This is a genomic window from Ralstonia sp. R-29, from assembly GCF_049913345.1.
In the GTDB taxonomy this organism is placed as follows: domain Bacteria; phylum Pseudomonadota; class Gammaproteobacteria; order Burkholderiales; family Burkholderiaceae; genus Ralstonia.
This window is the reverse complement of record NZ_CP184377.1, coordinates 1,478,192-1,502,577: the sequence shown is the minus strand read 5'-3', so window position 1 is coordinate 1,502,577 and position 24,386 is coordinate 1,478,192. Positions and strand designations below refer to the sequence as shown.

Sequence of the window (24,386 nt, the reverse complement as noted above, 5' to 3'; positions counted from 1 at the left end):
CCGTCATGCAGCCGCTTCTGCAACGTCAGCCGGTGCAGGCTGTACCACGCGGCGAAACTTGGCAATCGGGTTGATCAGGTGGCCCGCGATTTTCAGGCTCGACGCGGGGTCAGCCAGATTCACCATCTGCACGTTGTTGCCGAGTTGCAGGCGATTCAGGCACGAGTGCAGGAACTCGGGCACGAACATGTCGTAGTGCGCGTACTTGGCGGCATGCTCGGGGTGGGCGTCCTGATAGTCATAGACGCATTCGGCCACGGCACCCCAGAACGCGTCTTCAGTGCAGCAGTCGTTTTCCACCAGCACTTGATTGATGTGGCGCAGCACGCCATCAAACACGTCGATGAAGATGCCGAGCAGCTTGAAGTGGTCTGGCACTTCCACGGCGAGGCGCTGGACGCGTTCGGGCAGCCACGCGCGCGCCTTGATATCGAGGATGGCGCATTCCTCGGCAATGTCTTTCATGATGGCGCGCACGGGCACGTAGTTGTCTATCACGAGAATGAGGTTTTCACCGTGCGGCATGAAGGTGAGCTCGTAGGCATAGAAGCAATGCAGCAGCGGTGTGAGGTACACCTCAAGGTAGCGGCGAATCCAGGCAAGCGCCGGCAGGCCAGAGCGACGAATCAACTCCGGCATCAGCGCATGGCCGTCCTTGTCGACGTGCAGCAGTGCCGCCATCGTCATCAGGCGTTCGCCCGGTTGCAGCAGCGGCAGCGGGTTTTCGCGCCACAGCGCCGAGAACTGCTTCTTGTAGGGCGTATCCACCGGGATGGCCGCCTCGTAATAGAAGTTGCGAAAGCCGATGGCTGCAACTTCCTGCAGGATGGTGAATCCGTTTTGGCGCAGGAACGCATCGTCCGCCACCAGCCCCTTGATGAACTCGTTGATGGCCGGGGTGCCCGACATGTAGTACGGCGACAGCCCGCGCATGAACCCCATATTCAGGATCGACAGCGACGTCTTTACGTAGCGCTTGGTGCGATCGCTCGTGTTGAAGAACGTACGGATGGATTGCTGGGCGATGTAGTGGTCGGCGCTGTAGTCCAGGCAAATGATCTTGCGCTGGGCGACGTAGCCCGCAAACGCGATGGAGAGCTTGTTGAACCACTGCCACGGATGCGCGGGCATGAAGTGGTAGTCGGCCGGGTCCACGCCCTTGGCAGCCACCTGGCGCGTGAAATCGTCCACCGTGTCCTGGCCCAGTTCCTCAACCAGCAATTGCGCATAGCTCAACGTGGACAGCGTGGATGGCGTGGCGTGGTCCTTGTGCACAGCCAGCCAGATCACGCGAATGTCCGAGCCGGCTTCCGGCGCATAGGCCTGATAGTCGACGGCGGTGAAGCCCAGGCGCCCGTTGTTGGCGACGAAGCCCGGGTGCCCTTCCATCATCGCGACTTCGATGGTCTGGAAATCGGCAGCTTCGGCAAGTTGCGCGCTGCTCGGCGCATCAGCCTTCCCGCGTTTGAAGGCGCTGCCAAAGAGCGTGCTGCTGATCTCATCGAGGTAGATCGGCAGCAGCTCGTCTCGGATGCCCAGGCGCTGGCGGCATTCGATGATGAACTGCAACGCATCGAGCGGTTGCTCCACACCGTCGACCGATCGACGAATCGACGCCGGCTTGATAAACCAGTGGCGCAACGCGAGTTGCTGTGCCTCAAACTGGTAGCAAACCTTGCCGTCATCGGAGAACACCTGATACAGCGCAAAACCATAGGCCGTGGCATTCAGGTGTTCTGGCCCCAGGATGAGCTCGTGTGCGTATTCGGCAATCGCCTTACGCAGCAACAGGCGGTTGGCCTGGGCCCAGACTTCGGGCGTGAGATGCGCGGCGGCCTGGGCCGGGTGCTGGGAAAGCTGGTTGTGGAGGGTGACGTTCATGAGAAATCCTTGGTCTTAGACGATGGCTGTGGTGGCCTGTTCGAAATCTCGCTGGGTGCAAAAAGCGAGGCTGGCAATCTTTTCGGGAAACGCCACATTGCGGTCGTACACAAAACCCGCAGCGCGGTTGATGGCATGAATGCGTGTGTTGTTGGCATCGGGCTCGACCACGATGCGTGCCGCGCCCAGGTGCACGAACATGAAGCGCATCAGCGCGAAAAACACCGTGCGCGTGTAACCGGGGATGCGCACATCCGATGGCCCGATGAAGATGTGCATGCCGAGATCCCCAGGCTGCACGTCGTAAAACGCGCGGATACGGTCATGCGCGGGGTCGTAGCATTCGGCTAGAAAGGCTGGTTGACCGCCCCTCCACCCCAGGTACGCAGTCGCGTGGCCCGAGTCCATCAACTGCGTGTAGACCTGACCGATCTCGGCCTCCGTCTTGTCGCGCATCAGCCAGAACGACGCACGTTCGGGCTGAAACCAGCGATGCAGCGTTCGGATGTCTTCCGGAATGCGCAGCAGGTAGAAGGTAAAACCCTCGGCATCGGTGTACGGCGCGCTGGCGGCATCCGCACGGCGATGCTTGGTGCAAGCGTCAGTTGGCATGGGCAGGCGCCTCCAATGGAGCGGCGGCGTCTACCCTCTCCGCCTCATGCACATGGCCCGCGCTGGGCACATTCAGGATCAGTCGGTCGAGCCAGGCCGTCAGCACAAAACCGCCGGCCGCGAGCAGAAACGGTACGTGCAGCCCGTAGCGATTGACGATCGCCCCCGCCGCAAACGAAGACAGCAGCACCCCCATGTTCTGGAAGAAGTTGGTGATGCTGTAGTCGTGGGCATAACGCTGCGGCGTGGAGAGGCGGAACAGGTTCACCTCCAGCTTCACGATGATCTGGAACAGCGCCCAGCCGTACAGCACGCGCCCAAGCACGATCAGCATTGGATTCGGCGCCGCATGCAACAGCAGGCCCACCATACCCAGCAGCAGGTTGCCGACCGTGTGGTCCGGCAGTTGGCCGCCACGCGCACGAATACGCGCGTGCAGGCGCAACGCCACGATGGCGACCACGCCCGGAATGGCAAACGCCATGCCGGAGACGAACTCGCTGTCGACGCCTGACGCCCGCTGCCAATACACCGAAAAAAACGGGCGGATGAGATACGCGCTGAAGTCGAACACCAGCATCACCAGTGCCAGGCGCAGGATCGGCAGGCGGTCGCGCCAACCCGTGCGCGGCACCTTGGCGGCTTCTGCGGCTGCCGCCTTGGCATGCTCGCCCGAGTTGACACGCACGATCTTGCCGCTGCGGATCAGGTAGCAGCACACGCCCATCTGGAAGAAATCGCCCGCCGCCATGGCGACGATGCTGGCGCGCGGCCCCCACGTCTGGAGCACGAGGCCGCCTACCACCGCCCCAAAGATGGCGCCAAAGTGCACGACCACTGACAGCGTGCCCACCGTGGCGGCGTGCTGGTCCTTGGGCGTCAGCCGCATCATGTACGGGTACATCAGCAGATAGCTGCTCTTGCACATGAACATCAGCATCGATAGCACCCAGTACGTCAGCACATCGGGCGCCCAGTCGCTCAACAGGCTGAACGTGCCTGCCGCACACTGCGTGTAGACCAGCAAATGCAGCGGTTCGACACGCTTGGCCACGCGCGCCCAGAACGGCAGCGTGCACATCACCGCAATTGAAATCGCCGCCACGTAGGCGCCAACGTGCACTGGGCTGTCCAGCCCGTAGCGCGACGCAAAGAACTGCGGATAGAACGGAATCAGGATCGCATCGCTGATGACGGCAAACACCGTCATCAGGATGATGGTGTTGCGCAGCTTCATGCGGTCACCTCGGCAGCCGCTACGACAACCGTGCCATCCCGATCGCTCACCCCCTTCTCTGCGCTCAGCGGGATGAACTCCGGCGTGGCCGGGATCGCAAAGTCCTGGATGGCGACGCGCGGTTCGATCTTGTAGTGCTCCACACCGGTCAGCTCACGCAGGATGTAGGAATTGCGGTAGCAGCTCATGCCGATGTCCTGATTGGTCACGCCGTGCGTGTGCAGGCCTGCGTTCTGGACAAAGATCTCGCTGCCGTTGACGTCTGCCGCATAGTTGCGCGCGAGCTGGTAACGGCCCTTGGCGTCCCAGCGCAGCCGGTGGCGAATGCCTTCCAGGAAGGCCGGGATGTTTTGCTCATAGCCCGTGGCCAGCACGAGACCCTCAGTACGATGGGCATAGCGCGCCCCGCTGTCGACCTGCTGGAATTCGATCGCGTAATTGCCCGCAGCGGCGTCGTAGTGGCACGCCTGCAACTCGCAGTTGGTGATCAGATGCGTGCGCAGATCGCCGACCTTGCGTCTGTCATCCAGAAGGTCGTAGATCTGGTTGATGAGGCTGGCGTTCACACCCTTGTACAGACTGTCCTGCGCTCGGATGATGTCGTCCTTGCGACCATCAGGCAGGCTGTAGAAATGGTCGATGTAATCCGGCGAGAACATCTCCAGCGTCAGCTTGGTGGTCTCCATCTGGAAGAAGCGTGGCGAGCGCGTGATCCAGACCAGGCGGTAGCCGTGTTTGTCGCTCTCCTTGAGCAGGTCGCAATAGACTTCCGCTGCGCTCTGCCCGCTACCGACGATGGTGATGGAGCGCTTCTTGTGCAATGACTCGCGCGCGTCGATGTAGTCGGCGGTGTGCAGGTAGCGATGGCCATCGCGCCGCACGCACGCCGGGAACGACGGCGACGACCCCACGCCAAGCACGAGCTTGCGCGCACGCAACACAAACGGTTCGCACTCCGCGCCACGAAAACCCGTGACGACATAACAGCGGTGCTGTGCGTCATACGACAACGCCTGCACGTCGTGGTGAAAGCGCGTGCTGGTGAGCTGCGCGACCACCCACTTGCAGTAGCGGTTGTATTCCCCGCGGCTCAGATAGAAGTTCTCGCGAAAGTAATACGAATAGATCTTGCCTTCCTGCTTGCAGTAATTCAGGTAACTGAAGCGGCTTTTCGGGTCTGCCAGGCTGACCAGATCTGCCAGAAATGGATTCTGCAATGTAGTGTTATCAATCAGCATACCAGGGTGCCAATTGAATTCCGGAGAACGCTCCAGGAATACCCCATCCAGATTCGCAATCGGTTCAGCCAGGCAAGCCAGGCTTAAATTAAACGGACCTAACCCGATGGCAATAAAGTCATGAATCTCGGATTCCATCACAATCGCACCTCCTGATTGACAAAGCGATGACAGCAAGACGCCAGCCGGGCGAACGCACGCGCGCTTCCCTTCGGCTGACGGCATCAAGCCGCGCCTAGGCTGGGTGATTTCAGGTGGGGGTTGATCACGACCGATGCATGCCGGTCGCTGGAAGATCATGGAATACCGCGGAAGCGGTATCAGGACTGATGCTGAATGACCCGGCAACCATAATACAGGGTTGCCGGACAACAATCTAATTCACAATACTACACAGAGAGCAGAATGTCTTCGTGAATAAAATTTGATTACCATTGATAATAAAGGGTTGCTGTCACATTACGCGCATCACCCCAATAACAATAGTTGCTGTTCATGCAAGATGCCACATACGTTTTATTCAAGATGTTTTTGGCCGACAACTGCAGCTTGGCACCCTTGAGCGACGGGTCCCAGCGCGCCAGATCGATACGTAGCATCAGATCGATCAGCGTGTACGGCGGCACTTTGAAGCGATTGGCGTTGTCGCCATAGCTCGTTCCAACGTAGCGCACGCCCATGCCCGCCGTGTAACCCGGCATGAACGTCCAGTCACCCCAGACCGACGCCACGTGGCGCGGCGCCTGGTACGGCGTGTTACCCGTGAACCCTTCGGCCGACTCGACAAACTTCATATCGGTCAAGGTGTAGCTGGCCAGCACCGAGACAGTGTCCATCACCCGTGAACGCGCCTCCAGCTCCACCCCGCGCGTGCGGATCTTGCCCGTGGGCAGGTAGTAGACCTGGCCAACCGGTTTGCTGGCCACGTTCTCCTGCTCCAGGTTGAACACCGCAGCGGAGAGCATCGTGCTCGAGCCCGTCGGCTGATAGCGCACCCCAGCCTCGAACTGCTTGGCCGTCGCGGGTTGCAGCAGGTTGCCCCCCTGATCTGCGCGCAGGCTGGGGTTGAAACCATCCGCGTAGCTGAAGTACGGAGCGATGCCGTTGTCGAACAGGTAGACCACCCCAGCGCGCTTGGTGAACTTCGATCCGCTCCACTCTGACGGTGTGCCCGTGCCATACAGGTTCGACGCCTTGGCGTGGTCTTCACGCACGCCAAGCGTGAAGCGCCAGCGGTCAATGGCAATCTGATCTTGCACGTACACGCCGGTCTGCTCCAACCAGCGATCGATCGGCGCGGCCGACACCCCGGTCAGGCCCGGATTGCCATAGACCGGGTTGAACGCGTTGATCGGGTCTGCGCTGCCGGACTCCCAGAATCCATCGACATGACGCTTCTGGTAGTCGAGGCCGACCAGCATCGTGTGCTTGACGGCGCCAGTCGTGAACCTGCCCTCGAGCTGGTTATCGACCGTATAAGCGTGCGCCGCTTCCTTGGCGCCGGAGTAATAGCGCGCGAGGTTGTCCGCATCTGCCCAGCCATAACCGTAGATCTGGCGCAGACGCGTATCACCGAAGACATAGCGGAAGTTCTGGCGCACCGTCCATTGATCATTGAAGGCGTGTTCAAACTGATAGCCCACCATGCGTTCGGTGCGGCGGAATTTTTCAACCGTCGGGTCGCCATCGAAGAAGTTGCGTGAAATGGTGCGGCCATTGCTTGGGAAGAGGCTCCCCTCGGCCGGCACCCCGCTATGGAAGCCGCCCTCCGGGTCGTGCTGCAGATACGCCTGCAGCAGCAGATGCGTGTTGGGCGTGAAGTTGATCGCCAGCGACGGAGCGATGGCAAAGCGCTGCTCGCGCACGTGGTCAAACTGCGTGTCCATGCCCCGCGCCAAACCGGTCACGCGAAAGGCCATCACGCCGTTCTCATCGATCGGCCCCGAGATATCGAACGCGCCTTCCAGGCGGTTGCGGTTGCCTACCGTCATTTCGACTTCGTGGTACGGCTGGAACAGCGGCTTTTTGGTGGTCAGCGCCACCACCCCGCCCGGCGACGCACGCCCATACAGGATCGAACCCGGCCCCTTCAGCACGTCAATGCGCTGCAGAAAATACGGATCGATCTGGAACGACGTGTAGCTGCCTTGATCTCCCAGCAGGTTCAAGCCGTCGAGAAACGTGTTGTTGACGCTGCTGTCGGCAAAGCCGCGCAGCGCGACGTAGTCATAACGGTTGGATGCACCCACCAGCCCGGTGAACGCGCCCGATGCGTAGTTGAGCGCCTCTGAAATACCGCGCGGTTTCTGATCTTCAAGTTGCTGCTGTGTGATGACCGAGATCGACTGCGGTGTCTCGATGATCGGTGTATCGGTCTTCGTGCCGGCGGCGCTTTGCTTGGCGACAAAACCCTTACCCGGGCTCTGCGCCGTCTCGCCGCGGCCGACTGCCGTGGTCGCTGGCAGCGTGGCACTGACTTCGCCAGTGGTACGCTGCGCGATTCCCTGCGCCGTTGCCGATACGGGCAGCGCGGCCCCCAGCAGCGCTGCGCTAGTCAACCGTGCAGCGAGCGCCAGCGGGCGCAACGTCGTACGGCAAGTCGTTTCAATGGGAAGAACCCTTGGTGCTTTGGTGTGCGTTGGCATGGTGTGTTGGAAGATGCGTGTCGTTTCCACACCCATCGACGATCCACACGGCAAAAGCGGAACCCCGTGCAGAACTTTTTTCCATCAGACCATCGCTACATCGCGCAACGCTCGACCGCCTGCACGAGGTACTTGCGCACCATGCGCGTCGACTTGCCGAGCTGTTCGGCAATGCACGCATGGGACTGCCCTTCGATGTAACGCAAGCGAACCGCCTCGCGCGCGGCGGTCGACAGCATCTCCAACATCGCGCTGGTGTGCTGGAGCGCCTGGGCCTGCGCCATGCGCTGCTCTGGCGACGGTGCATGACCGAACGCCTCAGATCGCAGCGACAGTTCATCCAGGCAGGCGCATTCGACACGCCGCCGACGCGCGCGATCGATCATCAGATGCTTGGCAGTGGTGGTCAGGTACGCGCGCGGCTCGTGCACGCCATGCAGCGCACCCGGCAGGGCCAGTACGCGCATGAAGGTATCGTGCAGCACGTCCGCAGCTTCCTCCGCGCAAGCGAGCTTTTTGCGCAGCCAGGCAAACAGCCATTCGCTGTGGAGCACGTAAAGGGCGTCGATATCGTGCAGCGGCTCGGGCTGTACGGCAGGCATGCGGGCTCCAGGGAATCCACCAGGCGCCCGCACGCAGACATGCACGTGCAGCGCCAATACAAATGAGAATTATTCTCATTGTAGGGTCTGGAAAGCCCTGCTCGCAAATAGGAATTTGAAAGGAAGCGCTCAGAATTGAGCGCTGCGGCAAGAAGGTCTACGTCGCGTCGCGGGAAGAACGCTGCCGCCACACCATGAGTGCAATCGCCAGCGCGCCGACAGACAAGCCGATCGCCAGCCCGGTCAACCGGCCGGCGCGACGCGCTTCATCCACCCGGTCCCGCGCCTCGATGGCCTGGCGCACGGTCTCCCAGAAGGCCTCGCGGTGTTCGTTCTCATCGAAGATGGACATGGCGCGTGTTCCCGTTCGGTATGACTGGCCTTGTCAGTGCGCGCAACCTACTGCGTCCGGGGCGGCAGCATCGTGCCGCCCGCCTGCGCTGGCGGCCGCATGTGCGGCATCATGTTGGTATTCAGGTGGTACATCACCCACAGCGAGCCGGTAAGCGTGATCACCACCAACACCAGCGTGAACATCAGCGACAGCATGTTCCAGCCACCTTCCGATTTGGCGTTCATGTGCAGGAAGTAGATCATGTGCACCACGATCTGCACCGCGCCAATCAGCAGGATCGCCACGGCAGTGGTGGACGATCTCTCGAAGACATTGCCCATCACGAGCCAGAACGGAATCGCCGTCAGGAAGACGGACAGCACGAACCCCGTCAGATAGCCGCCCAGCGTGGCGTGGGGCCCGAGGTCTTCCTCATGGTGATGGCCATCGTGTGCATCGCCATGACCATTCATCGTTTGATCTTGCGCGCTCATGGCAGCGTTCCCATCAGGTAGACGAAGGTAAAGACGCCGATCCAGACGACGTCCAGAAAGTGCCAGAACATCGACAGGCACATCAGCCGGCGCTTGTTGGCGACGATCAACCCGTGTTGCGACACTTGCAGCATCAGCACGATCAGCCAGATCAGGCCGAACGTCACGTGCAACCCGTGCGTGCCGACCAGCGAGAAGAACGAGGTCAGGAAGGCGCTGCGTGTCGGCCCCGCACCCTCATGGATCAGGTGCGCGAATTCATACAGCTCCACTGCAAGGAACGCTGCACCGAACAGCCAGGTGATGGCCAGCCAGATCTGCATGGCAGCGGCCTTGTTCTGCTGCATCTGCAGCATCGCAAAGCCATACGTGATGGACGACAGCAGCAGGAACGATGTGTTGAGCGCCACCAATGGCAATTCGAACAGCTCCGCGCCGGTCGGGCCGCCCGCGTATTCGCGGCCCAGCACGCCATAAGCGGCGAAGAGGCACGCGAAGATCAGGCAATCGCTCATCAGGTAGAGCCAGAACCCAAGCAGCGTGCCGTTGGGCACGTGGTGCTCTTCGGTCACGTGGAACTGGTAGCCGCCGGGCGGCACGACATTCGCCATGGTGGTGCCGTTGGTATGCAGGGTTGCGGTCGTATCAGCCATGGCCTGCCATCAGTTGGGTGCGCAATGTTTCGGTCCGGACCACATCTTCTGCCGGGATATAGTAGTCGCGCTTGTAGTTGAAGGTATGGACGATTGCCGAGAGGATCGTGGCCGCGAACGACACAATGGCCAACCACCAGATGTGCCAGATCAGCGCAAAGCCGCACACCGTGGACAGCCCTGCCAGCACAATGCCGGCCGCAGTGCCCTTCGGCATGTGGATCGGCTTGAAGCCTTCCTGCGGGCGCCGGTAGCCGTACTGCTTCATCTGCCACCAGGCATCGGTGTCATGCACGAGCGGCGTGAACGCGAAGTTGTACTGCGGCGGTGGCGATGAGGTCGACCACTCCAGCGTGCGGCCATTCCACGGGTCGCCAGTCGTATCGCGCAATTCCTCACGGCGCAGGAAGCTGACCACGAGTTGGATCAGGAAGCACGCAATGCCGATGGCGATCAGCAGCGCGCCGAGCGCTGCAAGCTGGAACCAGATCTGCAGCGAAGGATCGTCGAAATGGCTCATGCGACGGGTCACGCCCAACATGCCCAGCCAGTACAGCGGCATGAACGCCAGATAGAAACCGACGAACCAGAACCAGAACGACGCCTTGCCCCACGACGACACCAGCCGATAACCGAACGCCTTCGGGAACCAGTACGTGATCCCGGCCATGAGTCCGAACAGCACGCCACCAATGATGACGTTATGGAAGTGTGCAATCAGGAACAGGCTGTTGTGCAGCGAGAAGTCCGCCGGCGGCACCGCCAGCAGCACGCCGGTCATGCCGCCCACCACGAAGGTGACCATGAACCCGACTGTCCACAGCATCGGCGGCTCGAAGCGGATCTTGCCGTGGTACATCGTGAACAGCCAGTTGAAGATCTTCGCGCCCGTCGGGATCGAGATGATCATCGTGGTGATCCCGAAGAACGAGTTGACGCTCGCGCCCGACCCCATCGTAAAGAAGTGGTGGAGCCAAACCAGATACGACAGCACCGTGATCACCACCGTCGCATAGACCATCGACGCGTAGCCGAACAGGCGCTTACGGGAGAGCGTCGCCACCACTTCCGAGAAGACGCCGAACACGGGCAGCACCAGGATGTAGACCTCGGGGTGGCCCCAGATCCAGATCAGGTTCACATACATCATCGCGCTGCCGCCCTGCTCGACCGTGAAGAAATGCGTGCCGAGGTAGCGGTCCAGGGCCAGCAGCGTCACAGCAGCCGTCAGCACCGGGAAGGCGGCAACGATGAGCGTGTTGGTGCACAGGGCAGTCCAGGTGAAGATCGGCATGCGCATCAACGTCATGCCGGGCGCGCGCATCTTGACGATGGTCACCAGCAGGTTGATGCCCGATAGCACCGTCCCTACCCCGGCAATCTGTAACGCCCAGATGTAGTAATCGACCCCCACATCCGGGCTCGCGATGATGCCGGAGAGCGGCGGATAGGCCAGCCAGCCCGTACGCGCAAACTCGCCCACAAACAGCGACATCATCACCAGGATGGCACCGCCCGTGGTCATCCAGAAGCTGAAGTTGTTGAGGAACGGAAATGCCACGTCACGCGCGCCGATTTGCAGCGGCATGACGAAGTTCATCAGGCCCGTTACCAACGGCATGGCGACGAAGAAGATCATGATCACGCCATGCGCGGTGAAGATCTGATCGTAGTGATGCGGCGGCAGGTAACCGAGGTTGTCGCCAAAGGCCACGGCTTGCTGGATCCGCATCATGACGGCATCGGCAAAGCCGCGCAGCAGCATCACGATGCCGAGCACCACGTACATGATGCCGATCTTCTTGTGGTCGATGCTGGTGAACCATTCACGCCAGAGGTATCCCCAGACGCGGTAGTACGTGAGTGCGCCCACCAGCGCCAGGCCGCCGATGGCGACCGCGGCGAAGGTGGCCAGCAAGATGGGTTCGTGGTACGGAATGGCCTCCCACGTCAGGCGGCCAAAGATCATGTTGGCGAGTTCGGAGCGCTCGGGCATGGTTGTCACCTGGGCCTTATGTTGGCCAATCGGGGTCGATCAAGGTTTCGCGAAAAACGTCAAAAGGGGCAAGGAGGCGCAAGGCTCTTCGCTACCGCAACACCTGTCGGCCGTCGTTGACGGCGGCATCCGGCGCAAACACCGTGCCGGCATCCGCGATGTTGCTTGCCGTGCAGACTTGTGCAAACGGATCGAACCCGCTGCGGTTGCCGCGGTTGCTATCACGCGCCATGGTGTCTGCCACGCATGCCTGGCCGTCCACGCAACGGTTCAGGATGCGGTCGTAGAGATCGGGTGCCACGCTGGCGTAGCGTTGCACCGGCTCGCTTTCGCTGGGCTTGGCCAGCTTCAGGTAGGTGTCTTTCGATAGCGGCGTGCCCGATGACTTTGCCTGCTGGACCCAGCGGTCGAAGTCTCCACTCGACAAGCCGTGGAACTTGAACCGCATGTGCGAGAAGCCCGCACCGCTGTAGTTGGATGAGAACCCGTCATAGACGCCGGGCTGGTTGATGACCGCATGCAGCTTGGTTTCCATGCCCGGCATCGCGTAGACCATGCCTGCCAGCGACGGCACGAAGAACGCGTTCATGACGGACGTGGCCGTGATCTTGAACGCAATCGGGCGATCCACGGGTGCTGCCAGTTCATTGACGGTGGCAATGCCCTGCTCGGGATACACGAACAGCCACTTCCAGTCCATCGCCACCACCTCCACGGTGAGCGGCTTGGTCTCCGCCGGCACAGCGCGCGCGCCGTCAAGCCGCGTCAATGGCCGATACGGATCGAGTTGATGGGTGCTGACCCAGGTAATGGCACCGAGCGTGATGATGATCAGCAGCGGCGCGGCCCAGATCGCCAGCTCCAGCACCGTGGAATGGTCCCAATCCGGGTTGTAGGGCGCGTTCTGTGCGCTCTCCCGATATCGCCATGCAAAGACCAACGTGAGAATGATCACCGGCACGATGATCAGCAACATCAGGCAGGTGGAGATGATGATCAGGTCCCGCTGCCGCACCGCCATGTCGCCAGCGGGCGACAACAGCACTGCATTGCTACATCCCGCAAGCCCCAGCAACAGGGCGACTGCGGCACTTCGTAAAAGCGATCTTTCCGCAATTTTGAGAGGCATCACGGCTGCACCGAAGCGTGGCATGGTCTCTGAAGTGTCGTCGAATTGATGTCATCGCGCATTGGGGTGATCCCCAACGATCTTTCGATTTGCCGTTGCAGTTTAGGCGGCTATTCTGGTGATTGCAGAACTTTAAGTACCGTACGACATCCTTCCCGGTTCCGATGGAGACTCTACGATGGCCAGTCTGACCCACCAACACCGCGCATCGCCAACGGCTCCTCCGGCACCAGGACACCACGAAGTGGCGCCTGCCGAAATCGCCACCGGCGTGGTGATCGGGCGAGCGTCGGAGTACTTCGATTTCTTCGTCTACGGCATCGCCTCGGTGCTGGTCTTCCCAACGGTCTACTTTCCGTTTGCCAGCGAACTGGCCGGGCTGCTTTACAGCTTCGCGATCTTTTCCTTCGCCTTTATCGGTCGCCCATTCGGAACCGCGCTATTCATGCGCATCCAGCGACGTTGGGGCCGTGGCACCAAGCTGACTGCGTCACTGTTTCTGCTGGGCACGGCCACGGTGGGCATTGCGTTCTTGCCGTCGTACGCATCGATCGGCAGCGCAGCGATCTACCTGCTGGCGCTGTTCCGTGTCATGCAAGGCATTGCGTTTGGCGGCTCGTGGGATGGCCTGCCATCGCTGTTAGCACTAAACGCGCCTGAGAACAAACGCGGGTGGTATGCCATGGTGGGGCAACTGGGCGCCCCCACGGGCTTCCTCGTAGCGGGCGGCCTGTTCCTGTTCCTGCATGCCAGCCTGACGCCGGAGGAATTCATCGACTGGGGTTGGCGCTATCCGTTCTATGTCGCCTTTGCCATCAACGTCGTGGCGCTGTTTGCGCGCCTGCGTCTGGTGGTGACGTACGAATACACGCAGTTGCTCGAAGAAGGCGAACTGGAACCGATCAGCACGCTGCAAATGGTCAATGCGCAGGGTTTCAACATCTTCCTGGGTGCGTTCGCGTCATTGGCCAGCTACGCGCTGTTTCACCTGGTGACGGTGTTTCCGCTGTCGTGGGTGTCGCTGCACAAGACACAGGACGTGTCGAATGTGCTCGTGGTCCAGATCGTCGGTGCGGTCATCGCATTCATCGGCACCCTGGTCTCGGGCTTGATCGCCGACCGCATCGGCCGGCGCACCACGTTGGCGGCCATGGCGGTGCTCATCGGCATCTTCAGCCTGGCTGCGCCGTGGCTGCTCGATGGCGGTGCGGCGGGGCAGGACACCTTCATCCTGATCGGCTTTGGCCTGCTGGGGCTGTCCTACGGGCAAGCAGCCGGGGTGGTGACGTCGAACTTCGAGAGCCGATTCCGCTATACCGGTGCGGCCCTCACGACCGACTTTGGCTGGCTTTTTGGCGCGGCATTCGCCCCGCTGGTTGCGCTGGGCCTGTCGTCGCTGTTCGGGCTCGCGGCGGTGAGCTTGTATCTGCTGTCCGGGGTCGTGGCGACGCTGGTGGCGTTGCGGATCAACAAAGCGCTGGGAACGCCAGATGCGTAACGGCTCTTGCTGGAGAAACCTCAGAACGAGGTAAGTGGTGCGAGGGAGGGGACTCGAACCCCTACACCATTGCTGGCGTCAGGACCTAAACCTGGTGCGTCTACCAATTTCGCCACCCTCGCTGGATGGATCGCGGCGCCCCTAGAACAAGGGGTGCCGGAAAGGAAGCCCGCGATTATATCGCAGTCGCCCGGGGGTTGCCATCCCCGCCGCCGCAGAAGCTGCCGGGCGGCTGCGGAATGACGTTTAGACCGTCGGTGCAGTCGCCTCCGATTCGGGCCGCTTGACCCGGAACCACGCCGCATACAGCGCCGGCAGGAACAGCAACGTCAGCACCGTTGCGATGATCAGCCCACCCATGATGGCGGCGGCCATCGGCCCCCAGAACACGCTACGCGACAGCGGAATCATCGCCAGCACGGCCGCAGCCGCCGTCAAGATAATGGGGCGGAAACGCCGCACCGCTGCCTCGACAATGGCCGTCCAGGTGGGCACACCCGCCGCCACGTCCTGCTCGATCTGATCCACCAGAATGACCGAGTTGCGGATGATCATCCCGATCAGCGCGGTAATGCCGAGCTGCGCCACGAAGCCCATCGGCGCACGCAGCAGCAACAGCGTCGCGGCCGCGCCAATCAACCCCAGCGGGCCAGTCAGGAACACCATCACTGAGCGCGAGAAGCTGTGCAGCTGCAGCATCAGCAGCAGGAAGATGATGAAGATGCATAGCGGCATCTGCGCGGCAATCGATGCCCCTGCATTGGCGCTTTCCTCTTCCGCGCCGGCAATCTTGATCTGGTAGTCGGGCGGCAAGTCCGCGCGGATCTTGTCGAGCAGCGGGTTGATCTGCGCCGTTACCGTCGGGCCCTGCACGCCATCCACCACGTCGGACTGCACGGTGATGCCGTAATCGCGGTTCTCGCGCCAGATCACGCCAGGCTCCCACGTGAAGCCCACACGCGCCACTTGCGTGAGCGGCACTGTGCGGCCGCTAGCCGTCGGCACCTGCACGCGTTGCAGCGCGTCGAGCGTGTTGCGCTCGTCTTCCTGCGGACGCATGACGATGTCGAGCAGCTTGTCGCCATCACGGTACTGGGCGATCGGTGCGCCGGACAGGACCGTCTGCGTAACCTGCGAGATCGATCCCGTCGACACACCCAGCGCGCGCGCCTTGTCCTGGTCGATGTCCAGGCGCAGCACCTTGACGTTCTCGTTCCAGTTGTCGTTCACGCCCACGGTGTTCGGGTTGGCGATCATGATCGCCTTGACTTGGTCGGCGATCTTGCGCACGCCGCCAATGTCCGGACCCATCACGCGGAACTGAACCGGATACGGCACCGGTGGACCGTTCGGCAGCAGCTTCACACGACCACGCAGATGCGGGAATTGCGACTTGAGCAACCCGATCAAATGCTGTCGCACGCCCTCGCGCGTCTCCAGCGAGGTCGGCATGACAATGGCTTGCGCTACGTTGGTCTGCGGCAGGATCTGATCGAGCGGCAAGTAGAAACGCGGCGCGCCGGAGCCTATGAACAGCGTCACGCTCTCGACGTTCTGTTCCTTGCGCAGCAGGGCTTCAAAGCGCTTGGCCTCGGCTTCCGTCTGGTTGAAGCTGCTGCCTTCGGGCAGCCACAGTTCCACCATCAACTCGGGGCGGCTGGAATCCGGGAAGAACTGCTTCTCCACATACTTGAAGCCGAACACGCCCAGCCCGAACGCCACCAGCGTGATGGCGATCACCGTCTTGCGGTATTCCACGCACCAGTTCACCCAGCCCCGGAAGCGCGTGTAGAACGGCGTATCAAACAACTCATGATGGCCGCCGTCACCCACGTGCGACTTGGTACGCAACAGCAGGAAACCGAGGTACGGCACAAACACCACCGCCGCAAACCACGACAGCACCAGCGCCAGCGCCGTCACCGCAAAGATGCCGAAGGTGTATTCGCCCACCGTCGAACGCGCCAGCCCCACCGGCAGAAAGCCCGTGGCGGTGATGAGCGTACCGGTCAGCATCGGCATGGCGGTCGAGCTGTAGGCAAAGGTGGCCGCCTCCATCTTGGAGAAGCCCTCTTCCAGCTTGCGCACCATCATCTCGACCGCGATGATCGCGTCGTCCACCAGCAGGCCCAGCGCGATGATCAGCGCGCCCAATGAAATCTTGTGCAAGCCGATATCGAAGATGTTCATGAACAGGAACGTCACCGCCAGCACCAGCGGGATCGTCAAGCCCACCACCAGACCGGGCCACACGTCGATGCGCAGCTTCGGCTTGGTGTGCAACCCCAGCGAGAGAAAGCTCACCGCCAGCACGATCACCACAGCCTCGATCAGCACGTGCACGAATTCGCCCACCGAGCTCTGCACCGATTTCGGCTGGTTCTGCACCTGCTCCATCTCGATGCCCACCGGCAGCTTCGCGCGGATCTTCTCGACCGTGGCGCGCAAGTCCTTGCCCAGCGTGATGATGTCGCCGCCCTTGGTCATCGAAATGCCTAGGCCGATGACCTCCTTGCCGTTGAAACGCATCTTGGCGCGCGGCGGGTCGATGTAGCCGTGCTTGACGGTGGCGATGTCGCCCAGGCGGATGTTCGTCGTGCCGCCAGGGCCGCGCAGCGTGAGGTTCTCCAGATCGCGGAGATCTGAGAACTGCCCCGACAGGCGGATCTGCACGTTGTCGGTCGGCGTCACCAGCACGCCGCTCGGGCCGATATTGTTCTGCTGGCCGATCTGCGTGGCGATGCTGTTGATGTCGAGCCCCATCTGCGACAGCTTGGCCTGCTGGAACTCGATGTAGATCTTCTCGTCCTGATCGCCCAGCAACTCCACCTTGGCGACGTTGGGCACGCGCAGCAACTGCTGGCGGATCGAATCGGCGTAATCGTTCAGTTGACGATACGTAAAGCCATCTGCGGACAGCGCGTAGATGGAGCCATACACATCGCCGAAGTCGTCATTGAAATACGGTCCGCGCACGCCCTGCGGCAGCGTGGGCGCGATGTCGCCCACCTTCTTGCGCACCGTGTACCAGGATTGCTGCACATCCTTGGCGGGGGACGTGTCGGCCAACTGGAAGGTGACGAGCGTTTCACCGGGCTTGGAGTAGCTGCGGATCTTCCAGGCGTACGGCACCTCCTGCAGCGCCTTTTCGATCTTGTCGGTCACCTGGCGCGACATCTGTTCGGCCGTAGCGCCGGGCCAGAAGGCCTGCACCACCATCGCGCGGAAGGTGAAGGGCGGGTCTTCGTCCTGCCCGAGTTTGGAATACGCAAAGATGCCGCCGAGCAACAGCGCCACTAGCAGAAAACGCGTGAGCGGCTGATGTTCGAGTGCCCAGCGTGACAGGTTGAAACGGGAGTGTTCCATGCGCGCGAAGGTTGGCGTGTTGGAGCGGAGGCCTGCGGCGGATTAGCGGCGCGGCGTAATGGCGGACTGCGCCGACGGCTGATCCGCCGGTGCCATCGGCATGACTTTTTGGCCGGCCTTGAGCAGGTGCACGCCGGCCGTCACGATGGTCTGACCAGGCTGCAGCCCACTCGTGACCAGCAGCACGTTGTCGCGCGGCGCACCCACCGTCACGGGCACAGGTTTCACCGTTTGCGATGCAACGTCGTACAGCCACACCACGTTCTTGCCCTGCTCCTGCAGCAGCGCGGTGATCGGCACGCGTACGCCCATGCCACCGCTGCTCCCGTTACCGCCCGGTTTCGTGAATGTCGCCACCGCTGTCATGCCGAGCTTCAAATCGGGCGGCGGGTTCGGGATCGAAATCTTGACTGTATACGTACGCGTCAGCGGGTCCGCCGCAGGAGCGATCTCACGCACCTTGGCCGGAATGCTGCGCGACTGGTCCGCCCAGAGTTTGACGCTCACCTCGGGCGATTTGCGCAGCGTATCCACCTGGTCTTCGGGAATACCAACGACGACTTCCTTCTCCGCCGTCTGCGCCACGCGCACGACCGGTTGGCCGGCGGAGACCACCTGCCCGACTTCCGCATCCACGCCCGTCACGACGCCATCGGCGTCGGCTTCAAGTGTGGCGTAGCCGGCTTGGTTGGACTGGTTGCGATACCCCGCCGCGGCCTGGTCGTAGCGCGCCTGGGCGCCGTCGAAATTGGCTTGATGGCGTTGCTGCTCGGCCGCGCTGATGAAGCCCTTGGCGGACAGTTCGGAATAGCGTTTGAGGTCGGCCGCGGCCAGGTCACGGTCCGTCTTGGCGGCGGACAACTGGGCTTGGGCCGATTGTTGAGCCAGTGCGAGATCCGTTGGGTCGAGGCGAGCGAGCGTCTGCCCTTTCTTGACCGTGGCGCCCACGTCCACGAGGCGGGCGACGATCTTGCCCGGCACACGGAAGCCCAGGCGCGATTCAATGCGCGGGCGCACATCGCCGGAAAATTCAGCCGTGCCCGCGCCTTGCTCGCTGGCAACGGTCAGGGTGCGCACGGGACGCACGTCGGGGGCTTTGGGCGCCTCTTTGCTGCAACCTGCCAGCAGCGCCACGCCAGCCAACATGGCTGCCGATGCGGCAACAGAAAACGAGCGCCTGCGCGACAAAGACTGCGTGTCGGTAGGACCAATGGAATCGGAATGCGGGTACGGCAAACTCATCGCAGGCACGGCAGGCATGACACGCTCTCAGTAAATAACTGACCGGTCAGTAATATACCCACGCCCATGCGCAGGGTCAACGACACGGCCCCGTCTGATTGACTTTTCTTAGTGGATGTTCCAGCAAGGGCCCGCAGTATGCTGCGCTGCAACGCGCTGTAGAATGGCCGCCCTGCACGAAACCTCATCAAAACGGCCCCTTCCGTGACCCCCGACGATTACTGCGCCGACAAGGCCGCCCCGCCCGGCAGCGACGTGTACTACAGCGTATTGTTTCTCGCGCCCGAGCGCCGCCGCGCGACCATCGCGCTGGAAGCCGTGCGCCGTGAGCTGGAAGACGCCGTGCGTGATGCCAGCGACCCAGGTGTCGTGCAATCGAAGCTGCAATGGTGGCGGCAAGAACTGGCGCGGCTGTTTGAAGGCCGCCCGGAGCACCCAGCGGCCAAGGCATTGCAGCCGCATCTGACTACGTACGACATCGGCGCCGTGCACCTGGGCGAACTGCTGGCCGGCGTCGAGGCCGATGCCATGCAGAACCGGTATCTGGATTGGCCCAACCTGCGCCGACATGGTGATCAAGTCGCCGGCGTCGCGGGCCGCCTGACGGCGCGCATTGCCGGCCACACGCATGCGCGCACGCTGGAATTCGCACGGCTGCTGGCACTGGCCGAACAGCTCGTCCACTTCATCCGCAATCTGCATGAAGACGTGCGCCACAACCGCGTCTACATCCCTGTGGACGAACTCCAGCGGTTCAACGTACCCGCGGCCGATCTGTTCAACCGCCGGTATGCAGAAGGGTTCAAGCCGCTGATGGCGTTTCAGGCCGAGCGCGCCCGCGCAACGTACAAAGAAGCGCTCGCCGCGCTGCCAGCAGAAGACCGCCGCGCCCAGCGCTCAGCGCTGATCCGCGGCGTACTGGCCATGCGCCTGCTCGACGAGGTGGAGGCGGACGGTTTCCAGGTGCTCACGCAGCGCACGGACCTCACGCCGCTGCGCAAGCTATGGCTGGCCTGGAAGACCCACATCCGCGGCTGATCAGGCCTTGATGAGATCGAGCGGCGCAAACCGCCCAGCGAGCACGGACTGGGAATCCATTCCCCACCAGCGCTCCAGCACCGTCGCGTAAAGCGAGCGGAAGTCGACCGACGGATCGAGATTGCCGCCGCCGTCCAGCCGCTCCAGCACCGGCCCCTGCCCCGCCAGACCACCCTTTACGCGACCACCGGCCACGAAGTGCGCAGTGGCAGTGCCGTGGTCCGTGCCGTTGTTCAGGTTTTCGCGCGGGCGACGACCGAATTCGGAGTACGTGACAATCAGCGTGTCGTTCCAGCGGCCAAGCTCCGTCAGCGCACTCTTGAGCGAGGCAATGCCGTCGCCCAACTGGCGCAGCAGGTTCGCCTGTGTGCCTTGTTGGTTCGTGTGGGTATCGAAGCTGCCCAGCGACAGGCACACCACGGCGACATCCGCACCGCCATGTCCTGGTGCCGCCACAACCTGCATCGCCGCCTTGATCGAATTGCCGAAGCCGCCATCGGGAAAGTGCGTCTGAAACGCGAACTTACCGGCTTTCGGACGCAGCCCGTCGGCGGCTTTGACAATATCCGCCTCCACCTTCAGCACGTGCGCGAGCGTGGCGTTGCCCATCGCGTGGGACGGCATCGCCAGCTTGGCATCGTTGAGGAAGGCATCCGGATTCGCCAGCGCCACGGCGCGTGAGCCGCCCTCAAGCGGGCCAAGATCGGCGGTGCCGATGATCACGCCATCCGCGCCAAACGATGCGGGAACCGGCTTGGCGGCAAACGCCCGCGTCAGCCAACCTTCGCGCAAATACTGGTCGGAACGTGATGCCGTATCCCAGATCTCGATCGAGCGGAAGTGCGAGAGATTCGGCTGCGGATACGACAGCCCCTGCACCACCGATAGCTCCCCCGCCTGCCACAGCGGCATCATGGCCTGCAATGACGGATGCAGCCCGTAGCGGTCATCCAGTTGCAGCACCTGCTCACGCTTGATGGCAATGCGCGGGCGCAGCGCGTAATACTGCGCACTCGTGTATGGCACCACGGTGTTCAGCCCGTCGTTGCCACCCTTCAGTTCAATGAGGATGAGCAGGTTGCCGTAGCCCTTGCGCCCCCCCTGATCCCGCTGCCCTTGCGCAAAGACGACTCCCGGTACAGCACCACCCATGCCGAGCATGGCGCCTGCCTTGAGAAAATCGCGACGTTCCATGATGTGCTCCTGCAGAGGTGGCGTTACTTCAACTGATAAGCCGGGTCCATCATCAGCGTGCGCAGGTACGCCGTACCGGCCAGCTTGACGGGGATCGGCGCGGTCGGCTCAATCGGCAGCACCGCGCGCTGGATCGAAATACGCGGCGCAAGCTGCGGCGGGTCATCCCCATCCGCACCAAATTGCGCCAACCACTTAGCCGAGTTGAAGGACACCATCGTCTGCGACTGCGCCAGCTTGAAGCGCCCTTCCTGCCCCATGCCCTTGAGCGCCTGGCCCAGGCCCTGCACGTTGCCGCCCTCTTTCAACTCCTGACGCATGGCCGCGACCATCACGCCGGGTTTCTGCGCTTGCGGGGGCGCTTTCATCTCGGTCGACCGGAACAACTGATCAAGAAACTGCTTGCGCCCGAGCAACGTGGTCGAGTTGATCCACGCATCACCGCCGGGCCAGCCCTTCACATTGGGCGGCGCCAGCAGGTTCTGCCCAAGCTGCGCGGATTTGATCGCAAACGGCGTGGGGTCGGAGTACTGCACGTTGAACTGCTTGAGCGTGCCGACAATCATCTCCACCGGCGACTTCACCAGCGTCGCGTGCGACTGCGGCGCCCAGAATGCGGGCGTCATGAACAATTCGCGCAGCGCCACCTTGATGTCGTAACCGCTCGCCCGGAACGCATCGGCCACATGCTGGACCTGTGCCGCATCCACGTCCGGCGAGACGAATTCATGCCAAAGCTTGGTGACGATGAAGGTGGCCGCCTCGGGGCGTGACAGCAGGATGTCGAGCATCTGGTCGCCGTCGTAATCGCCGCTTTGGCCGAACACCGTTTTGGTGCCGGTGTCGTGGATTTGCGGGCGCCAGATATAGGCGAAGTCGTGGTCGCGGTCGATGCTCCAGCCAGTGTACGCGCGGGCGGCTTCCTTGATGTCCTGCTCGGTGTAATGGCCCTCGCCTAAGGTGAAGAGCTCCATCACCTCGCGCGCGAAATTCTCGTTGGGCTTGCCCTTGCGGCTTTCGGCGCCATCGAGGTAGATCAGCATCGCCGGGTCTTTGCCGATGGCGTGCAGCATCGCGCCGAAGTTGCCCACCGCGTTCTGGCGCAGCAGTACGTTCTGCCGGTACATCAACTGCGCGAACGGCACCTTCTGCGAGCTGGAAACGAAATGGTTGTGCCAGAACAGCGTCATGCGTTCGGTCAGCGGCGATGGCGTCTTGATCATCTCGCCCATCCACCACGCGCGCAGTTCCAGCTCGTGCGCAGCGTTCTGCTGGCGTGCGGCCTTGCGGGCGTCCTCGTCAGGCAGCTTGTTGTAGGGAATGATCGGATCGTTCACCCACGCTGGCGGCGCCTGGGTAGCCACGGTGCCGGTCTGGGCCAGCACGCGGTCGATCGCCTCGCGGTGGGTGAGTCCGGCATAGGCATCGAGTTCGCTCTCGGACGGCGCAAAGCCGATGCGGGTGAGGAAGTAGCGCGCATCGTCACGGTCCAGTCGCTGCTCTTCGGCGGCGGCCGCCTTGGCGTGGGCGGTGTGGCGATGCGGTTTGTCCTGCGTTGCCGCGTATGCGGGCTGCAGTGAGAGTGCGCCGACGGCGGTCAGCGCCAAGAAAATGGTGGTGCTACGGATTCGCATGTCGGTCCCCCGATCGACCCTACTGCCTTGCCGGGACAGCGACTGCGCGCTGTTCCTCAGCCCCTACCTAGTCCGCTGAATCACTGAAATTGGTCGGTGCTTGCCACGCCATGTGGGCTCATCGCGTCGTTGCAAATGCTCGCAATAGCCTGCTATTGCTGCGCTTTGCGCCTAGCGCTGCATCCCGCATGGCATGTCCTGCCCCTCCCATTTCAATGATTCAGCGGACTAGCCGCCACGGTGGTAGATGTCCCGCGTGACGTCGTAGATGTTCTGCCGCAATTGCTTGCGTTCCTCGGGAGACAGCTTGCGCTGCGGGGATGGGCGGTCGGCGTTCTCACCACGGCGGTTTTCCATCGCGGCGGCACGACGGCTGCGTTCTTCGCCGCCATGACCCCGCGCTGGACCCTGTCCGCCCTTTTTGTCCTGGCCCCCGGCCTGCATTGCATGCCCGCCGCCGAAAAAGCCACCGAATCCGCCAAAGCCACCGCGGTCGCCACGCGCGTGCGCCGGCGAGCCGGCCGCGCAGAGGGCAAGTACACAGGTGAGCAGCGAGAGGCGCTGCCGAAACATCACTGAGCGATTCAAAAAAGGGAGTTGAGAAGCCACGTCCATGTTGCTGGAAACCGATGCGCCATGCATCATTGCGCGACAATCGATAACAAGCAACCACATTGCACGCCAGCCCTCTGTCCGGGGCGACTGCGTCGAGCCCGTTGCGAGGAACTGCCAAGGCAGTGTAGCTGCGCGTCCTACAGACTGTTCGCGTGACTCGGTAAATAATGTAACCGTCTGTTTCAATTGGGCTTTTACCGCCTTCTGTTGTCCATTGGGCCCATGTTTTTGTCGTTACCATTAGCGCCATGGAAAATTCCGGTCAAAAGATTCTCGTCGTCGACGACGACCCCCGCCTGCGTGACTTGCTGCGCCGCTACCTGGGGGAACAGGGCTTCACCGTGCTGGTGGCGGAAAACGCCACGGCCATGAACAAACTCTGGCTGCGCGAGCGCTTCGACCTGCTCGTGCTCGACCTGATGATGCCCGGCGAAGACGGTCTCTCGATCTGCCGCCGCCTGCGCGGTGCCAATGATCAGACGCCGATCATCATGCTCACCGCCAAGGGCGAAGACGTGGATCGCATTGTCGGCCTGGAAATGGGCGCCGACGACTATCTGCCCAAGCCCTTCAACCCGCGCGAACTGATCGCCCGCATCCACGCCGTGCTGCGCCGCCGCGGCCCGGCTGAGATTCCCGGTGCGCCGTCGGAGACGCCCGAAACCTTCGCCTTTGGCGATTTCGTGCTGAACCTGGCCACGCGCACACTCAAAAAGAACGACGAAGAGATCACGCTCACCACGGGTGAATTCTCGGTGCTCAAGGTGTTTGCGCGGCATCCGCGCCAACCCCTGTCGCGCGAAAAACTTATGGAAATGGCGCGCGGCCGTGAATACGAAGTCTTCGACCGCAGCCTCGACGTGCAGATCTCCCGCCTGCGCAAGCTGATTGAGCCGGACGCCAGCAACCCGCGCTTCATCCAGACGGTGTGGGGCCTGGGCTACGTGTTCATTCCTGACGGCGCCAAGTAAGCTGGCG

Annotated in this window: 19 protein-coding genes and 1 tRNA gene; 3 read left to right on the top strand and 17 right to left on the bottom strand. The window is 62.2% G+C overall.

Features of this window, described 5'->3' with window-relative positions; genetic code table 11:
• Nucleotides 1-3: 3 nt before the first annotated feature.
• The 11 genes from ACN9M1_RS07055 to cyoA all read right to left on the bottom strand — a co-directional run bounded on the left by ACN9M1_RS07055 (nucleotide 4) and on the right by cyoA (nucleotide 12,845).
• Complete coding sequence (locus tag ACN9M1_RS07055; RefSeq protein ID WP_426398502.1) at nucleotides 4-1,881, bottom strand: IucA/IucC family protein; 1,878 nt, start codon at nucleotides 1,879-1,881, stop codon at nucleotides 4-6.
• A 15-nt stretch (nucleotides 1,882-1,896) separates the two neighbouring features.
• Nucleotides 1,897-2,493: a GNAT family N-acetyltransferase gene (locus ACN9M1_RS07050; protein ID WP_426398501.1), complete on the bottom strand. Its 597-nt coding sequence runs from the start codon at nucleotides 2,491-2,493 to the stop codon at nucleotides 1,897-1,899.
• Complete coding sequence (locus tag ACN9M1_RS07045; RefSeq protein ID WP_426398500.1) at nucleotides 2,483-3,730, bottom strand: MFS transporter; 1,248 nt, start codon at nucleotides 3,728-3,730, stop codon at nucleotides 2,483-2,485. Before ACN9M1_RS07045 ends, ACN9M1_RS07050 begins: the two co-directional genes overlap by 11 nt.
• Nucleotides 3,727-5,106 carry a lysine N(6)-hydroxylase/L-ornithine N(5)-oxygenase family protein gene (locus ACN9M1_RS07040; RefSeq protein WP_426398499.1) on the bottom strand — a complete coding sequence of 460 codons (1,380 nt, stop codon included), beginning with the start codon at nucleotides 5,104-5,106 and terminating at the stop codon, nucleotides 3,727-3,729. The genes ACN9M1_RS07045 and ACN9M1_RS07040 overlap by 4 nt, the downstream gene beginning before the upstream one ends.
• 290 nt (nucleotides 5,107-5,396) lie before the next feature.
• Nucleotides 5,397-7,613, bottom strand: coding sequence for a TonB-dependent siderophore receptor (locus tag ACN9M1_RS07035; RefSeq protein WP_426398498.1), 2,217 nt, complete (start codon nucleotides 7,611-7,613; stop codon nucleotides 5,397-5,399).
• Nucleotides 7,614-7,708: 95 nt separating this feature from the next.
• On the bottom strand, nucleotides 7,709-8,215 hold the full coding sequence (locus tag ACN9M1_RS07030; RefSeq protein ID WP_426398497.1) for a sigma-70 family RNA polymerase sigma factor: 507 nt from the start codon (nucleotides 8,213-8,215) through the stop codon (nucleotides 7,709-7,711).
• Nucleotides 8,216-8,372: 157 nt separating this feature from the next.
• Nucleotides 8,373-8,567 carry a hypothetical protein gene (locus ACN9M1_RS07025; protein ID WP_426398496.1) on the bottom strand — a complete coding sequence of 65 codons (195 nt, stop codon included), beginning with the start codon at nucleotides 8,565-8,567 and terminating at the stop codon, nucleotides 8,373-8,375.
• A gap of 47 nt (nucleotides 8,568-8,614) precedes the next feature.
• Nucleotides 8,615-9,043: a cytochrome o ubiquinol oxidase subunit IV gene (gene cyoD, locus ACN9M1_RS07020; RefSeq protein ID WP_426398495.1), complete on the bottom strand. Its 429-nt coding sequence runs from the start codon at nucleotides 9,041-9,043 to the stop codon at nucleotides 8,615-8,617.
• Entirely contained in the window at nucleotides 9,040-9,696 is a 657-nt protein-coding gene (cyoC, locus tag ACN9M1_RS07015; protein WP_426398494.1) for a cytochrome o ubiquinol oxidase subunit III, read from the bottom strand. The genes cyoD and cyoC overlap by 4 nt, the downstream gene beginning before the upstream one ends.
• A complete protein-coding gene (gene cyoB / locus ACN9M1_RS07010; RefSeq protein ID WP_426398493.1) occupies nucleotides 9,689-11,692 on the bottom strand; it encodes a cytochrome o ubiquinol oxidase subunit I in 2,004 nt (667 codons plus the stop codon). The genes cyoC and cyoB overlap by 8 nt, the downstream gene beginning before the upstream one ends.
• A 91-nt stretch (nucleotides 11,693-11,783) precedes the next feature.
• A complete protein-coding gene (gene cyoA, locus ACN9M1_RS07005) occupies nucleotides 11,784-12,845 on the bottom strand; it encodes a ubiquinol oxidase subunit II (RefSeq protein WP_426398492.1) in 1,062 nt (353 codons plus the stop codon).
• A gap of 154 nt (nucleotides 12,846-12,999) precedes the next feature.
• On the opposite strand from cyoA, the gene ACN9M1_RS07000 reads away from it, so the two are divergent.
• Entirely contained in the window at nucleotides 13,000-14,319 is a 1,320-nt protein-coding gene (locus ACN9M1_RS07000) for an MFS transporter (RefSeq protein ID WP_426398491.1), read from the top strand.
• A 35-nt stretch (nucleotides 14,320-14,354) separates the two neighbouring features.
• Here ACN9M1_RS07000 and ACN9M1_RS06995 read toward each other — a convergent pair.
• From ACN9M1_RS06995 to ACN9M1_RS06985, 3 genes are all read right to left on the bottom strand, one after another.
• Nucleotides 14,355-14,441 (bottom strand) — tRNA-Leu (locus ACN9M1_RS06995).
• A 124-nt stretch (nucleotides 14,442-14,565) separates the two neighbouring features.
• A complete protein-coding gene (locus ACN9M1_RS06990; protein ID WP_426398490.1) occupies nucleotides 14,566-17,685 on the bottom strand; it encodes an efflux RND transporter permease subunit in 3,120 nt (1,039 codons plus the stop codon).
• Nucleotides 17,686-17,727: 42 nt separating this feature from the next.
• Complete coding sequence (locus ACN9M1_RS06985) at nucleotides 17,728-18,936, bottom strand: efflux RND transporter periplasmic adaptor subunit (protein ID WP_426398820.1); 1,209 nt, start codon at nucleotides 18,934-18,936, stop codon at nucleotides 17,728-17,730.
• A gap of 195 nt (nucleotides 18,937-19,131) precedes the next feature.
• Between ACN9M1_RS06985 and hpnD the strand changes: the two genes are divergently transcribed.
• Entirely contained in the window at nucleotides 19,132-19,965 is an 834-nt protein-coding gene (gene hpnD / locus ACN9M1_RS06980) for a presqualene diphosphate synthase HpnD (protein ID WP_426398489.1), read from the top strand.
• On the opposite strand, the gene ACN9M1_RS06975 is transcribed toward hpnD, so the two are convergent.
• The 3 genes from ACN9M1_RS06975 to ACN9M1_RS06965 form a co-directional block, all read right to left on the bottom strand.
• Nucleotides 19,966-21,159 (bottom strand): DUF1501 domain-containing protein, encoded by a 1,194-nt coding sequence (locus ACN9M1_RS06975; RefSeq protein ID WP_426398488.1) that lies wholly within the window; start codon nucleotides 21,157-21,159, stop codon nucleotides 19,966-19,968.
• A 23-nt stretch (nucleotides 21,160-21,182) separates the two neighbouring features.
• Nucleotides 21,183-22,793, bottom strand: coding sequence for a DUF1800 domain-containing protein (locus ACN9M1_RS06970; RefSeq protein ID WP_426398487.1), 1,611 nt, complete (start codon nucleotides 22,791-22,793; stop codon nucleotides 21,183-21,185).
• Nucleotides 22,794-23,021: 228 nt separating this feature from the next.
• On the bottom strand, nucleotides 23,022-23,468 hold the full coding sequence (locus ACN9M1_RS06965) for a hypothetical protein (RefSeq protein ID WP_426398486.1): 447 nt from the start codon (nucleotides 23,466-23,468) through the stop codon (nucleotides 23,022-23,024).
• A 188-nt stretch (nucleotides 23,469-23,656) separates the two neighbouring features.
• Between ACN9M1_RS06965 and ompR the strand changes: the two genes are divergently transcribed.
• A complete protein-coding gene (gene ompR / locus ACN9M1_RS06960) occupies nucleotides 23,657-24,379 on the top strand; it encodes a two-component system response regulator OmpR (protein WP_004627064.1) in 723 nt (240 codons plus the stop codon).
• Nucleotides 24,380-24,386: the final 7 nt, after the last annotated feature.

Bases quoted from the DNA above. Each gene is read 5' to 3' on its own strand.
- cyoD (WP_426398495.1), bottom strand. From the start codon at position 9,043: ATGAGCGCGCAAGATCAAACGATGAATGGTCATGGCGATGCACACGAT.
- cyoC (WP_426398494.1), bottom strand. From the start codon at position 9,696: ATGGCTGATACGACCGCAACCCTGCATACCAACGGCACCACCATGGCG.
- ACN9M1_RS07030 (WP_426398497.1), bottom strand. From the start codon at position 8,215: ATGCCTGCCGTACAGCCCGAGCCGCTGCACGATATCGACGCCCTTTAC.
- ACN9M1_RS06990 (WP_426398490.1), bottom strand. From the start codon at position 17,685: ATGGAACACTCCCGTTTCAACCTGTCACGCTGGGCACTCGAACATCAG.
- ACN9M1_RS07035 (WP_426398498.1), bottom strand. From the start codon at position 7,613: ATGCCAACGCACACCAAAGCACCAAGGGTTCTTCCCATTGAAACGACT.
- ACN9M1_RS07025 (WP_426398496.1), bottom strand. From the start codon at position 8,567: ATGTCCATCTTCGATGAGAACGAACACCGCGAGGCCTTCTGGGAGACC.
- ompR (WP_004627064.1), top strand. From the start codon at position 23,657: ATGGAAAATTCCGGTCAAAAGATTCTCGTCGTCGACGACGACCCCCGC.
- ACN9M1_RS07040 (WP_426398499.1), bottom strand. From the start codon at position 5,106: ATGGAATCCGAGATTCATGACTTTATTGCCATCGGGTTAGGTCCGTTT.
- ACN9M1_RS07050 (WP_426398501.1), bottom strand. From the start codon at position 2,493: ATGCCAACTGACGCTTGCACCAAGCATCGCCGTGCGGATGCCGCCAGC.
- cyoA (WP_426398492.1), bottom strand. From the start codon at position 12,845: ATGCCACGCTTCGGTGCAGCCGTGATGCCTCTCAAAATTGCGGAAAGA.
- ACN9M1_RS07045 (WP_426398500.1), bottom strand. From the start codon at position 3,730: ATGAAGCTGCGCAACACCATCATCCTGATGACGGTGTTTGCCGTCATC.
- cyoB (WP_426398493.1), bottom strand. From the start codon at position 11,692: ATGCCCGAGCGCTCCGAACTCGCCAACATGATCTTTGGCCGCCTGACG.
- ACN9M1_RS06975 (WP_426398488.1), bottom strand. From the start codon at position 21,159: ATGGAACGTCGCGATTTTCTCAAGGCAGGCGCCATGCTCGGCATGGGT.
- ACN9M1_RS06965 (WP_426398486.1), bottom strand. From the start codon at position 23,468: ATGTGGTTGCTTGTTATCGATTGTCGCGCAATGATGCATGGCGCATCG.
- ACN9M1_RS07000 (WP_426398491.1), top strand. From the start codon at position 13,000: ATGGCCAGTCTGACCCACCAACACCGCGCATCGCCAACGGCTCCTCCG.
- ACN9M1_RS07055 (WP_426398502.1), bottom strand. From the start codon at position 1,881: ATGAACGTCACCCTCCACAACCAGCTTTCCCAGCACCCGGCCCAGGCC.
- ACN9M1_RS06970 (WP_426398487.1), bottom strand. From the start codon at position 22,793: ATGCGAATCCGTAGCACCACCATTTTCTTGGCGCTGACCGCCGTCGGC.